General features: G+C 61.1%; 10 protein-coding genes. 4 read left to right on the forward strand and 6 right to left on the reverse strand.

What is annotated here, in order from left to right; genetic code table 11:
* Window positions 1-112: 112 nt before the first annotated feature.
* On the reverse strand, window positions 113-742 hold the full coding sequence (locus tag ACIPL2_RS16235) for a response regulator transcription factor (RefSeq protein ID WP_401357865.1): 630 nt from the start codon (window positions 740-742) through the stop codon (window positions 113-115).
* Between the two features lie 258 nt (window positions 743-1000).
* On the opposite strand from ACIPL2_RS16235, the gene hpaC reads away from it, so the two are divergent.
* On the forward strand, window positions 1001-1513 hold the full coding sequence (hpaC, locus tag ACIPL2_RS16240; RefSeq protein WP_059402782.1) for a 4-hydroxyphenylacetate 3-monooxygenase, reductase component: 513 nt from the start codon (window positions 1001-1003) through the stop codon (window positions 1511-1513).
* Between the two features lie 187 nt (window positions 1514-1700).
* Here hpaC and ACIPL2_RS16245 read toward each other — a convergent pair whose 3' ends face one another.
* Entirely contained in the window at window positions 1701-3023 is a 1323-nt protein-coding gene (locus ACIPL2_RS16245) for a hypothetical protein (RefSeq protein WP_401357866.1), read from the reverse strand.
* Between the two features lie 402 nt (window positions 3024-3425).
* Here ACIPL2_RS16245 and ACIPL2_RS16250 point away from each other — a divergent pair, with 402 nt between their 5' ends.
* Both ACIPL2_RS16250 and ACIPL2_RS16255 read left to right on the forward strand, forming a co-directional pair.
* Entirely contained in the window at window positions 3426-3815 is a 390-nt protein-coding gene (locus ACIPL2_RS16250; RefSeq protein WP_401357868.1) for a c-type cytochrome, read from the forward strand.
* Between the two features lie 48 nt (window positions 3816-3863).
* Window positions 3864-5354, forward strand: a complete 1491-nt coding sequence (locus ACIPL2_RS16255) for an aldehyde dehydrogenase family protein (RefSeq protein WP_401357870.1) — start codon at window positions 3864-3866, stop codon at window positions 5352-5354.
* A gap of 58 nt (window positions 5355-5412) precedes the next feature.
* On the opposite strand, the gene ACIPL2_RS16260 is transcribed toward ACIPL2_RS16255, so the two are convergent.
* Window positions 5413-6597 (reverse strand): acetyl-CoA C-acyltransferase family protein, encoded by a 1185-nt coding sequence (locus ACIPL2_RS16260; RefSeq protein ID WP_401357871.1) that lies wholly within the window; start codon window positions 6595-6597, stop codon window positions 5413-5415.
* Window positions 6598-7022: 425 nt separating this feature from the next.
* The gene (locus ACIPL2_RS16265) at window positions 7023-8414 is read right to left on the reverse strand and encodes an aldehyde dehydrogenase family protein (protein WP_401357872.1); all 1392 of its coding nucleotides are present in this window, start codon (window positions 8412-8414) and stop codon (window positions 7023-7025) included.
* Between the two features lie 100 nt (window positions 8415-8514).
* Here ACIPL2_RS16265 and ACIPL2_RS16270 point away from each other — a divergent pair, with 100 nt between their 5' ends.
* The gene (locus ACIPL2_RS16270) at window positions 8515-9393 is read left to right on the forward strand and encodes a LysR family transcriptional regulator (RefSeq protein WP_401357874.1); all 879 of its coding nucleotides are present in this window, start codon (window positions 8515-8517) and stop codon (window positions 9391-9393) included.
* A 107-nt stretch (window positions 9394-9500) separates the two neighbouring features.
* Here the strand turns inward: ACIPL2_RS16270 and ACIPL2_RS16275 are convergent, their stop codons facing one another.
* The gene (locus tag ACIPL2_RS16275) at window positions 9501-10892 is read right to left on the reverse strand and encodes a GntP family permease (protein WP_401357875.1); all 1392 of its coding nucleotides are present in this window, start codon (window positions 10890-10892) and stop codon (window positions 9501-9503) included.
* Window positions 10893-11011: 119 nt separating this feature from the next.
* Window positions 11012-12319 carry a histidinol dehydrogenase gene (hisD, locus tag ACIPL2_RS16280; protein WP_401357876.1) on the reverse strand — a complete coding sequence of 436 codons (1308 nt, stop codon included), beginning with the start codon at window positions 12317-12319 and terminating at the stop codon, window positions 11012-11014.
* Window positions 12320-12413: the final 94 nt, after the last annotated feature.

Here is a 12413-nt window from a genome sequence, read left to right on the forward strand (position 1 = left end):
CACCCCCTTCCGCGCCTTCGCTCCCCCCGGGGCGTTTCTTCTTTTAAAAAAACAAAAAAAAACCCCCCCCCCCCCCCCCCCCCCACAGCTCCTACAGGGATGAGTGTCGGCCTTAGTGCCGTGTTGGCTCATCGGCCGGCAGGTGCAGCACTTCGCGCACCAGCATGGCGATGCTGGTCACGCCCATTTTTTCCTTGATCTTGGTCCGGTGCACATCAACGGTTTTCACGCTGATGTTCAGCTCCCGGGCGATGACCTTGCTGGCCTTGCCATCCACCACCAGCATCAGCACTTCCCGCTCACGGCTGGTCAGCAGTGCCAGTTTGCCTTGCAGGTGCTGGCGCTGCTGCTGATCGGCCTGGGCGTGCACGGCCGTCTTCAGCGCGGCCTGGATGCGGTCGATCATTTGCTGCGGGTTATAGGGCTTTTCAACGAAATCCAGCGCACCGTTCTTCATTGCCGTCACGGACATCGGAATGTCGCCATGGGCGGACACGAAGATCGTCGGCAAGGTGCTGCCGCGCTGGTTGAGAATTTCCTGCAGCTGAAAGCCGCTGGTCTCCGGCATGCGCACATCCAGCACCAGGCACGCCGGCTGTTTCGGGTCGTACTGGCTGAGGAACTCGTCAGCGCCGGCAAAGCATTGCGCTTGCACGCTGACCGACTCCAGCAACCAGGCCAGCGAGGTGCGCAGGTCTTTGTCGTCATCAACGATGTAAACAATCGGTTTGCGGATTTCCATCAGGGACTGCCACGAAAGTTTTTAATTATTGTTTTCGCACGCGTGCACGCTGCGGCGGACATCAGCTCTCATCGGAGCCAGTGAGCAGAATACCCACTGCGGCGGGCCGTGACGATAAAGAAACCACCTAGTCGACTAGCGGAAAGCCAACCTCGGCATGGGGATCGTCAGGATAGTTGCGTTACCCGCCGGGTCGTAATCTTGTTCCATCACTTTGGGCCGCGCAACGGCGGTCCTCCTGAAGGAAGGGGCACCGACATGGCCGACCTGAGCCAGCAGCAAATCGACTTTCGCAACGCCATGGCGCAGCTGCCCGCGGCGGTGAACATCATCACCACCAACGGCCCGGGCGGGCGCTGCGGCATCACCGCCAGCGCCGTGTGCTCGGTGACGGACTCACCGCCCACCGTGCTGGTGTGCGTCAACCGCGGCAGCGCCACCCATGATGTGTTCCGCACCAATGGCCGGTTGTGCGTCAACGTCTTGTGTGGCGAGCAGGAGGAACTGGCTCGACACTTCGCCGGCATGACCCAGGTGCCGATGGCCGAGCGATTTGCCTGGGACCTGTGGGATGGCGGCGACCTGGGCGTGCCGGTACTGCGAGATGCGCTGGTGCAGCTTGAAGGACGGATCAGCGAGTGCAAGGAGGTGGGGTCGCACTCGGTGATGTTTGTGGAACTGGACCACGTGGGTGTGCGCGGGGAGGGCGATAGCCTGGTGTATTTCAACCGGTTGTTTCACCGACTTGAGCATGCGGGCGCGCATTGCTGAGGGACCGCGTTATCGTTCTTCGCGGGCAAGCCTCGCTCCTACAGGATTTGGATCGTTCACACTATGTGTGATCGCCATGACCTTGTAGGAGCGAGGCTTGCCCGCGAAAGCGCTGGATCAGGCACAACAGTCTTTTTCCTTGGCGCACATTGATGCCGCAACGCGATCCCTGCGTTGCGGCTACCTCTTAGAACGTCGTGGCGAAGATCACTTGGCTGTAGAGGTTTTTGTCGTTATTGCCCAGTTGGGTGCCACCTTGTTCGGCGCTCTTGTCCGGCTGGTAGAGACCCACCAACGGCATGATCGTCAGGTGCTCGTTGACGTGCCATTCGGCATACAGGTCGACTTCGTGGCCGTCGGTGTTGCCGAGGTTTCGGTCGAGGGTGTCGAAGTTGAAGTACATCGCGCCCACGGTCAGGTTTTCCAGTGGCGAGACTTTCAGCGTGACGTTCTGAATGCGCGAGTTGGTGTTGAACGGACCGGCATAGTTGCCGGCGACTTCGCCCTGGAACCAGGTGCCAAAGCCGCGACTGAAACCGTAGAACAGCGTGTCATAGCCTTCCGAGAATCGGCTGTAGCGGTAGCTGACATAGGGCGTCCAGGCCACATCGGCGAAGGTCCAGCCGGCTTCCAGGTACCAGGCGTCTTCGGTGGCGGTGTGGGGTTTGTCCTGCTTGGCGTATTCACCGGACAGGAACAGGTTTTTCACCCCGGCATTGCCTGTGGCGCGCAGGCTGTAAGTCTTCATGCCGTCGCGTTCAAGTTGTGCCGGGGAGGCGTATTGCTCGTCGACATCGGTGCTGTCGATGTAGGTCAAGCCGACCGTTCCCGCTTCAGCGACGTGCTCGAGCGTGCCGACGTACATTTCGGTCTTGGCCTGGGCGCGGTTGTCTGATTTCAACCACATCAGGTCGCCGCGCCAGCCTTCCTTGCCACCCAGGCGCAACACGGCGGTCTCGTCGAAGGCTTTGCGCGCGGCCAGCCAATAGGCGCCGCCACGGTTGAACTCGCCGTCGGCCAGGCCTTTGCCCAGGTTGAGCGCGTCACCATTAATCAGGAAACCATCACCGACCACGATGTTCTGGCGGCCGAAGGACAGGTCGACGCCGTCGTCACCCAGCACGCCAAACAGCTTGCCCGAACGCCAGCCGAGGTAGGCGTCTTCAAATTTAGTGGTGCGTTCCGAACCGTCGCTGAAGCCCGCGGCATCGCCGTCGCCCCAGGTCCCGGAGCTGAGCAGGTTCGCCGCGCTATACGCGGTGCCCACACCGGCCAGACCTTTATCGAAGCTCAGACCATATTTGATGTAGCCCTCACGCCACGACGATGAACCTTCGTCGAGGCGGCCGGACAACGCGTAGTTTTCCTGGCTGTGGAAAATGCCGAATACCGCTTCCAGCGTGGCGTTCAGGTGACTGTCATCATCGGCATACAGTTCGTAGGCACTGGCCTGGCCGGCGCTGATCATCAGCGCGAGCGTCGAGAGACGAAGCAAGGGGGACTTGAGCATGTGTGGCATCCGTTCTTGTTCTTGAACGCAGGTTTGCGGTCTCTTTCGATACTACGGCCCGGCACCTTTTCGGCCTTTTGTGTGGTTGCCAAAGAGTTGGCTGTGCATGCCAATTTAAAACCCGCCCCCCGTAGGAGCTGTCGAGTGAAACGAGGCTGCGATCTTTTGATGTTGCCTTTTAAAAGCAAGATCAAAAGATCGCAGCCTCGTTTCACTCGACAGCTCCTACGGGGGGGGCTTTTGTGGTTTGGCAGCCTTGCCAATACGACTGGCACGCAGGGCAAATCCCGTCTTTCCCTGACCATCGACAATCCGTATCAACCCTGCCGATGCATCGTTGCGTCGGCCTTCCAGTGTTGACGCTCGCCTGACGAGCGCGCGGATTTTCAAGGTCGTGTTCTTATGGTTACTGCGCTCAGAGTCTCCCTGTTCGGTCTGCTCTCTCTCTCGCTGACGAATGCCGCACTCGCGGCTGAATGTGCGCCGGATCAGGGCCACGGCGCCCAGGTCTTCGCCAATGAATGCGCGGTTTGCCACTCGGTGACCAAAGGCATGGCCGGCATGATGGGGCCGAATCTGGCAGGCGTGGTGGGGCGCAAATCCGGTTCGCTGGAAGGCTTCAACTATTCCCAGGCCATGCGCAAGAAAGACATCAACTGGCAGGCCGAGAACATCGCGCAACTCATCGCTCAACCCCAGGCTTTCGTGCCGGGGACCTACATGCCCTACATGGGCCTGGCCTCTGCGGACGATCGCCAGGCGGTCGTGTGCTTCCTCAAAGAACAACAGTAATCAGCCGGTTTTTCTGGCTGAACAACTCGTCTGAAGCAAAGGTGATTTATGAGCAACGTTGAAATTCTGCCGCAGGTGGCTGCCTTCCTCGACCGTCGTCATGGCTGCTTTATCGATGGCCAGTGGGTGTTTGCCGAGGGGCCACGCATCGCCGTGGTCAACCCGGCCACTGGACAAACGCTCTGCGAAACCCTGGATGCGCCGCTGGAAGTGGTCGAGCGTGCCGTGCAGTCATCTCATGCCGCGTTCAAGTCCGGCGTCTGGTCCGGTCTGCGCCCGGCGGACCGCGAACGCATCCTGCTGAACTTCACCGCGCTGGTTGAGGCGCATGCCGAAGAGCTGGCCCAACTGGAAACCTTGAGCCAGGGCAAGTCGATCAACATGGCCCGCGCGCTGGACCTGAACGCCACCGTGGAGTTCATGCGCTACATGTCCGGCTGGGCCACCAAGATCGAAGGGCAGACCTTTGATGTGTCGATTCCGCTGCCGCCGGGTGCCAAGTTCACGGCGTTTACCAAGCGAGAACCGGTGGGGGTGGTGGTCGGGATTGTGCCGTGGAATTTCCCGTTGCTGATCGCTGCCTGGAAGCTGATGCCGGCGCTGGCCACCGGCTGCACGGTGATTATCAAACCGGCCATGGAAACCCCGCTGACCGCCATGCGCCTGGCTGAACTGGCCCTCGAAGCGGGCATTCCGGCCGGCGTGTTCAACGTCGTCACCGGTGGCGGCGCTTCGGTCGGTGGCGTGCTGACGGCACATCCGCTGGTGAGCAAAGTATCTTTCACCGGCTCCACCGCCGTGGGCAAAAGTGTTGGCGTGGCGTGCATGGAAAACATGACGCGCTTCTCGCTGGAACTGGGCGGCAAAAACCCAATGATCGTGCTGGCCGATGCCGACATCGACAAAGCCATTCAGGGCGCGATCCTCGGTGGCTTGTTGAACAACGGCCAGGTCTGCGCGGCGGCCTCGCGCTTCTATGTGCATCGCTCGATTCACGACCAATTTGTCGAAGGCCTCGCGGCGGCGGTATCCGCCATGCCGATTGGCGCGGGCATGAACGGCGACGCGGCGATCAACCCGCTGGTGTCGCGCAAGCAACAACAAGCGGTGCTCAAGCACATCGAGCTGGCTCGACAGGAAGGTGCGCGCGTGGTGTCGGGGGGCGCGTTGCTGGAAGGTGACGGCTTCTATGTGCAGCCGACGATTCTCGCCGACATCGACCACAGCATGACCGTGGCCCGTGAAGAAGTGTTTGGTCCGGTGTTGGGCGTGATGCCGTTCGACGATGAAGACGCGGTGATCGCGTTGGCCAACGACAATCGCTACGGCCTGGCCGCGAGCCTGTGGACCAATGACCTGAGCAAAGCCATGAACCTGGTGCCGCGCATCGAGGCCGGTACGGTTTGGGTCAACGCCCACGTGCTGCTCGACCCGGCGATGCCGTTTGGTGGCGTCAAACAATCCGGGATGGGCCGCGAGTTCGGTCGCGCGGTGATCGAGGCCTACACCGAGCTGAAATCGGTGTGCATCGCGCACTGATGCCAGTGCGCTAAAACGAAACGGCGCCCGTCATGGGCGCCGTTTTTGTTTTGGCCGATCAGGCGCGTTCGAACAACACGGCAATGCCTTGGCCGCCGCCGATGCACATCGTGGCCAGGGCATAACGGCCCTGGACGCGGTGCAGTTCGTGGATGGCCTTGGTGGCGATGATCGCGCCGGTCGCGCCCACCGGATGCCCCAGCGAGATACCGGAACCGTTCGGGTTGACCTTCTCAGGGTCGAAGCCCAGTTCTTGCGCCACGGCAAACGCCTGCGCGGCGAAGGCCTCGTTCGACTCGATGACATCCAGGTCAGCCACCGTCAGGCCGGCGCGCTTGAGGACCAGGCGGGTGGCTGGAATCGGACCGAGTCCCATCAGTTCAGGCTCGACACCGGCATGGGCGTAACCGACCAGGCGGGCCATCGGCTGGAGGCCGTGCGCGCGAACCATCTCACCGGTGGCCATGATCAGGGCGCCGGCACCGTCATTCAGGCCCGATGCGTTGCCAGCGGTGACGCTGCCGTCTTTTTTGAAGGCCGGTTTCATCTTGCTCAATTGCTCGAAATTGACCTTTGCGCGCACATGTTCGTCTGTGGCAAAGGTCACGCTGCCTTTGCGCGACGCCACTTCGATCGGCACGATCTGCCCGGCGAACCGGCCTTCGGCAATGGCTCGGGCAGCACGTTGTTGGCTGACCAGCGCCAGTTCATCCTGGGCCTGGCGGGTGATGCCGTAGCGTTCGGCGATGTTTTCTGCGGTGATGCCCATGTGGAAACCGGCAAACGGGTCCTGCAGGACGCCGAGCATGTAGTCGATGGCTTGCATGTCGCCCATCCGTGCGCCCCAGCGCGCTTGCGGCAACAGGTAGGCGCCACGGCTCATGGACTCGACGCCGCCGGCCAGCGCAGCGCCCGTGTCGCCCAACATCAGGCTTTGTGCGGCGCTGACAATGGCTTGCAGGCCAGAACCGCAGAGGCGGTTGACGTTGAAGGCGGGGGTCTCTTTTGGCAGGCCGGCGTTCATCGCCACCGCGCGGGAGATGTAGGCGTCGCGTGCTTCTGTCGGGATCACATGGCCCATCACGGCATGGCCGATGTGCTCGGGCGCCAGGCCTGAACGTTCGATGGCGGCGCGGCAGACGTCGGTTGCCAATTGAATCGGCGGGACGTTTTTGAGCGAACCGCCGAAGCTGCCGATGGCCGAGCGCAGGGCGCTGATGACGAAGATGTCGGATGGGTTCATGTGGGGTCCTCTGGGGCCGTCCTGGATGCGGGTGCGCTTTGGCACGTGTTATGGAGGGCGAGTCTAGAGACGCAGAGGGTGTTGGCCTATGCCAGAACTGCTCACGGAAGGTGGTGTTTTTGGCCATTTCGGGGGGCAGGAGATTCGGACAGTTCCTGCGGACACCCGCCCACTGTAGGAGCGAGCTTGCTCGCGAAGGTCGTCAACGATGACGTGTTTTAACAGGGTATGCGCGGTGCCTGTGTGTCCATCGCGAGCAAGCTCGCTCCTACAGTTGATCGGGTTGTCTGGAGGAACACGATCCAATGTGGGAGCGAGCCTGCTCGCGATGGTCGTCAACGATGACGTGTTTTAACAGGATACGCGCGGTGCCTGTGGGGCCATCGCGAGCAAGCTCGCTCCTACAGTGGACGGTTGAAGCGCAATCAGCGCCGATCCAGCCACACGGTCTGGGCATTGCAAAATTCGCGTACGCCGAAGTGCGACAGCTCGCGGCCAAAGCCGCTTTTCTTCACGCCGCCAAAGGTCACGCGCGGATCGCTGGCGCAGTAGCCATTGATAAACACGCCACCGGTGTCCAGTTGATCGGCCATCTGTTCGGCCAGCTGAACATTGCGAGTGTAAATGGTTGAGGCGAGTCCGAATTCGCTGTCATTGGCCAATGCCAGCGCATGGTCGGCATCGCGAGCGGTAATGATCGAAGCCACTGGCCCGAACAATTCCTGTTTGAACGAGGTCATCTGGTCGGTGACATCGGCCAAGACCGTGGGTTGGTAAAAATTGCCCGGCCCTTCAGCCTTGCGGCCACCCAGCAGCAACGTCGCGCCTTCTTCCAGAGTGTCGCGCACCTGTTGATCCAGTTCATCACGCAAGTCAAAACGCGCCATCGGGCCGATGTAAGTGGTGGCGGCCAATGGATCGCCGACGACCAGCTGACGAGTGGCCTCGACAAACTTACGGGTGAACTCCTCGACAATGCCTTGCTCGACAATCAGCCGTTTGGCGGCTGCGCAAACTTGCCCGGTGTTCTGGTAACGGCCAATCACGGCGGCTTTGACGGCCTCGTCGAGGTCGGCATCGTTGAGCACGATGAAAGGATCGGAACCGCCCAGTTCCAGCACACACTTCTTCAATGCCGCACCGGCTTGCGCGCCGATAGCCATGCCGGCCCTGACGCTGCCGGTGAGGGTGACGGCCGCGATGCGAGGATCGGCAATCGCCGTGGACACGCCGTCGGGCGTGACGTTGATCACCTCGAAGACACCTTCGGGAAAGTCCGCTTGCTTGAAGGCGTCCAGCAACAGATAGGCGCTGCCCATCACGTTGGGTGCATGTTTGAGCACGTAGGTGTTGCCGGCGATCAACGCTGGAACCGCGCCGCGAAGCACTTGCCAGATCGGGAAATTCCACGGCATCACCGCGAGAATCGGCCCGAGCGGGCGATATTCAATGCGTGCCTTGCCACCTTCAACCAGCGTCGGTTCGGCGCTGAGCATGGCTGGGCCGTGCTCGGCGTACCACTCGCACAGCTGCGCGCACTTTTCAATTTCACCGCGCGCCTGAGTGATCGGCTTGCCCATTTCCAGGGTGATCATCGTGGCCATTTTTTCGGCGTTGTCGCGCAATGCCTGAGCCAGGGCAATCAACAATTGCGAGCGTTGCGCAACGGGCTTGCCGCGCCAGACGCGGAACCCGGCAGCAGCACGGTCCAGTGCGCTTTGCAGCACCGATTCGGATTCGAAAGGGTAGTGGCCGATCTGTTCGCCGGTGGCGGGATTGATCGAAATGGCGTGTGTGAGGCTGGAAACGTTAGTCATGGCACCGTCCTGCTAGGTGGGGATGCGCTCAGGTTACGGTGGCATTTGTTTTCTGGAAACTGAATAATACTGAGCATATCGTTCACGTTTGGAGAATGCCGTGGATCTGGTTCAGCTGGAAATTTTCAAAGCCGTGGCCGAGCACGGCAGCATCAGCGCCGCCGCGCAGCACATCCATCGGGTGCCTTCAAACCTGACGACGCGGATCAAGCAACTGGAGCTGGATCTGGGCGTGGACCTGTTCATCCGCGAAAAGAGCCGTCTGCGCTTGTCGCCCGCCGGCTGGAGTTTTCTCGACTACGCCCGACGCATTCTCGACCTGGTCCAGGAGGCGCGCGCGACGGTGGCCGGCGAAGAGCCGCAAGGGTCGTTTGCGCTCGGGTCGTTGGAGAGCACGGCGGCGGTGCGGATTCCCGAGCTGTTGGCCGCGTACAACCAGAAGTACGCCAAGGTCGAACTGGACCTGTCGACGGGGCCTTCCGGGACCATGATCGACGGCGTGCTGGCGGGCCGATTGGCCGCTGCGTTCGTCGATGGGCCGGTGCTGCACCCGGCACTGGAAGGCGTGCCGGCGTTCGAAGAAGAGATGGTGCTGATCGCGCCGCTCAATCATTCACCCATCCACCGCGCGCGGGAAGTGAACGGCGAAAATATCTATGCGTTTCGCTCCAATTGCTCCTACCGCCATCACTTCGAAAGCTGGTTCGCCAAGGACGCGGCGGTGCCCGGCAAGATCTTCGAAATGGAGTCTTATCATGGCATGTTGGCCTGCGTCAGCGCCGGTGCGGGGCTGGCGTTGATGCCGCGCAGCATGCTCGAGAGCATGCCGGGCTGCACCACCGTCAGTGTCTGGCCGCTGTCGGAATCCTTCCGTTATCTGCGCACCTGGCTGGTCTGGCGCCGGGGCACGGTGTCGCAAAGCCTGACCATGTTTGTTCGCTTGCTGGAAGAACGAGGCGTGGCGCAACAGGCCCTGTAGGAGCGAGCTTGCTCGCGATGAACTCGACGGCACCGCGTTCAATCAGTCAGCACGCGTTATCGTTCACGTCCATCGCGAGCGGGCTCGCTCCTACAGGGGATGTGTTGTTAGACGATGCCGGTCAGGTAATACACAGCGATCACGAAAAACGCCGCGAGGATCTTGAAGATTGTCATGCCGAAAATGTCCTTATAGGCCTGACGATGAGTCAATCCGGTGACCGCCAGCAAGGTGATCACCGCGCCGTTGTGCGGCAGGGTGTCCATGCCGCCAGCCGCCATGGCCGCCACGCGATGCATGACTTCCAGGGGAATGTGGGCCGCGTTGGCCGAAGCGATGAAGGTGTCCGACATGGCCGCGAGCGCAATGCTCATGCCGCCGGATGAGGACCCGGTGATACCCGCCAGCAAGTTGATGGTAATCGCCTGATTGACCAACGGATTGGGAATCACCTTCAGCGCCTCAACCACCGCGACGAAGCCAGGCAACGCGGCGATGACCGCACCAAAACCATATTCCGAGGCCGTATTGAGGGTGGCCAGCATCGCCCCACTGACCGCGGTACGGCTGCCTTCGGCCAGTTTGCGCGAGATGGTGCGGTAGCTGAACAGGAAGACCGTGACGATCCCGACCAGCAACGCCGCCTGCACCGACCAGATGGCGATCATCTTCGACACTTGCGTCTGGATCGGCGCCTTCAAACCGGGCAGATCGATCTCATAAACACTGCCATACCAGTGCGGAATCCAGTGCGTGAAGGCAAGGTTCATCACCCCGACCAACAGCAAGGGCAATAACGCCACCAGCGGGTGAGGCAGGGCGATGTCCTGCGGTGTTTCCGGCTCATTGCGCAGGTCGGTGCCGTAGCCTTCACCCGCGCGCTGCGCTTTTCGCCGCTGACGCTCGAGATAGAGCATGCCGCCGATCAAGACGAACAACGAACCGATCACGCCCAACCACGGCGCAGCCCAGGACGTGGTGCCGAAAAACGTGGTGGGGATGATGTTCTGGATCTGCGGCGAACCGGGCAACGCATCCATGGTGAAGGTGAACGCGCCCAGGGCAATGGTCGCGGGCATCAGTCGCTTGGGGATGTTGCTTTGCCGGAACATTTCCGCCGCGAAGGGATAGACCGCAAACACCACCACAAACAGCGAAACGCCGCCATACGTCAGCAGCGCGCAGACCAGCACAATCACCAACATCGCCTGGCTGCTGCCGAGCATGTGAATGACGGACCTGACGATCGAGCGGGAAAAACCCGACAGTTCAATCAATTTGCCAAACACGGCGCCCAGCAAGAAAACCGGGAAGTAGAGCTTGATGAAACCGACCATCTTGTCCATGAAAATATCACTGAACGCCGGGGCGACCGCGCTGGGATCAGTGAGCAATACGGCGGCGAGTGCAGCGAGAGGCGCGAAGATAATGACGCTATATCCCCGGTAAGCAGCGAGCATTAACGCGAACAACGCCAGCAAGGCGATGATGACACTCATGGGATGTCCTTTGAGGCTGAGCCTGTAGCGCAGAGGGGCGGGCGATGGGCTGCGCAGTGGCTGTGATTTATTGTTGTTGGGCCGCGAACGTGTCGCGGCCCTTTCTAGCCAGGCTTTTATTACTCTGCGATACCGGCGTACGGCACAGCCTTGTGACCGTAGCGACGGACGCGGATGTTGGCTTGCTCGCCGTGGCCGGAGAAGCCTTCCAGGGCACACAGGCGTGAGCAGTACTCACCGATCATGGCGGACGCTTCGTCAGTCATGACCTTCTGGTAGGTGCAGGTCTTGATGAATTTGCCGACCCACAGGCCGCCGGTGTAGCGCGCCGCTTTCTTGGTCGGCAGGGTGTGGTTGGTGCCGATGGTCTTGTCGCCGTACGAGACGTTGGTGCGCGGGCCGAGGAACAGGGCGCCGTAGTTGCGCATGTTGTTCAGGAAGAAGTCCGGGTCACGGGTCATGACTTGTACGTGCTCGAACGCCAGGTCGTTGGCGATGGCGAGCATTTCCTGTTCGTCTTCGGCGACGATCACTTCCCCGAAATTCTCCCAGGCCTGACGGGCAATGCCGGCGGTCGGCAGGATCAGCAGCAGACGCTCGATCTCAGCCATGGTCTCGCGCGCGAGTTTCTCCGAAGTCGTCAGCAAGATCGCCGGCGAATCCGGGCCGTGTTCGGCTTGACCGAGCAGGTCCGTGGCACAGATTTCCCCGTCGACCGTTTCGTCAGCGATCACCAGGGTTTCGGTGGGGCCCGCGAACAAGTCGATACCGACGCGGCCGAACAATTGGCGTTTGGCTTCGGCAACAAACGCGTTGCCCGGACCGACCAGCATGTCCACCGGTGCAATCGACTTGGTGCCCAGCGCCATGGCGCCAATCGCCTGGATACCGCCCAGGCAGTAGATCTCATCGGCGCCCGCCATGTGCTGCGCGGCGACAATGGCCGGGGCCGGTTTGCCATGGAAGGGCGGGGCGCAGGTGATGATGCGCGGTACACCGGCGACCTTGGCGGTGATCACCGACATGTGCGCGGAAGCCAGCAGCGGGTACTTGCCGCCCGGCACATAGCAACCCGCCGCATTCACTGGAATGTTTTTGTGGCCGAGGATCACGCCCGGCAGGGTTTCGACTTCGAGGTCTTGCAGGCTGTTGCGTTGGTGCTGGGCGAAATTGCGCACCTGAGTCTGGGCGAACTCGATGTCGCTGATGTCGCGTTTGGTCAGTTGCGCCATGCAGGCATCGATCTCGGCGCTGGTGAGTCGGTAGTCCTCGCGATCAAGGTTGTCGAAGCGAATGGAGAGCTCGCGAATCGCGGCATCGCCACGTTCTTCGATGTCGGCCAGGGTCTTCTCGACCGTGTCACGTACTTCACGCGCTGCCGATTTGATGACCGATGCTTCCGCGCCTTTTTTGAGCCAAGTTGCCATGGGATGAATTCCTGAGCGTTGTTGTTTTTGGTTTTGCATACGTATGCAATTCGGGGCAATCCTAAGCCATTCCCGAGGACGATGAAAAGGGGGT

The sequence above is a fragment of the Pseudomonas sp. NPDC086251 genome, from assembly GCF_044746405.1.
In the GTDB taxonomy this organism is placed as follows: Bacteria; Pseudomonadota; Gammaproteobacteria; order Pseudomonadales; family Pseudomonadaceae; genus Aquipseudomonas.

What these genes read in the sequence shown, in the direction of transcription:
- ACIPL2_RS16265 (WP_401357872.1), bottom strand. Translation starts at nt 8,414, where the DNA reads ATGACTAACGTTTCCAGCCTCACACACGCCATTTCGATCAATCCCGCC.
- hisD (WP_401357876.1), bottom strand. Translation starts at nt 12,319, where the DNA reads ATGGCAACTTGGCTCAAAAAAGGCGCGGAAGCATCGGTCATCAAATCG.
- ACIPL2_RS16255 (WP_401357870.1), top strand. Translation starts at nt 3,864, where the DNA reads ATGAGCAACGTTGAAATTCTGCCGCAGGTGGCTGCCTTCCTCGACCGT.
- ACIPL2_RS16235 (WP_401357865.1), bottom strand. Translation starts at nt 742, where the DNA reads ATGGAAATCCGCAAACCGATTGTTTACATCGTTGATGACGACAAAGAC.
- hpaC (WP_059402782.1), top strand. Translation starts at nt 1,001, where the DNA reads ATGGCCGACCTGAGCCAGCAGCAAATCGACTTTCGCAACGCCATGGCG.
- ACIPL2_RS16250 (WP_401357868.1), top strand. Translation starts at nt 3,426, where the DNA reads ATGGTTACTGCGCTCAGAGTCTCCCTGTTCGGTCTGCTCTCTCTCTCG.
- ACIPL2_RS16260 (WP_401357871.1), bottom strand. Translation starts at nt 6,597, where the DNA reads ATGAACCCATCCGACATCTTCGTCATCAGCGCCCTGCGCTCGGCCATC.
- ACIPL2_RS16275 (WP_401357875.1), bottom strand. Translation starts at nt 10,892, where the DNA reads ATGAGTGTCATCATCGCCTTGCTGGCGTTGTTCGCGTTAATGCTCGCT.
- ACIPL2_RS16245 (WP_401357866.1), bottom strand. Translation starts at nt 3,023, where the DNA reads ATGCTCAAGTCCCCCTTGCTTCGTCTCTCGACGCTCGCGCTGATGATC.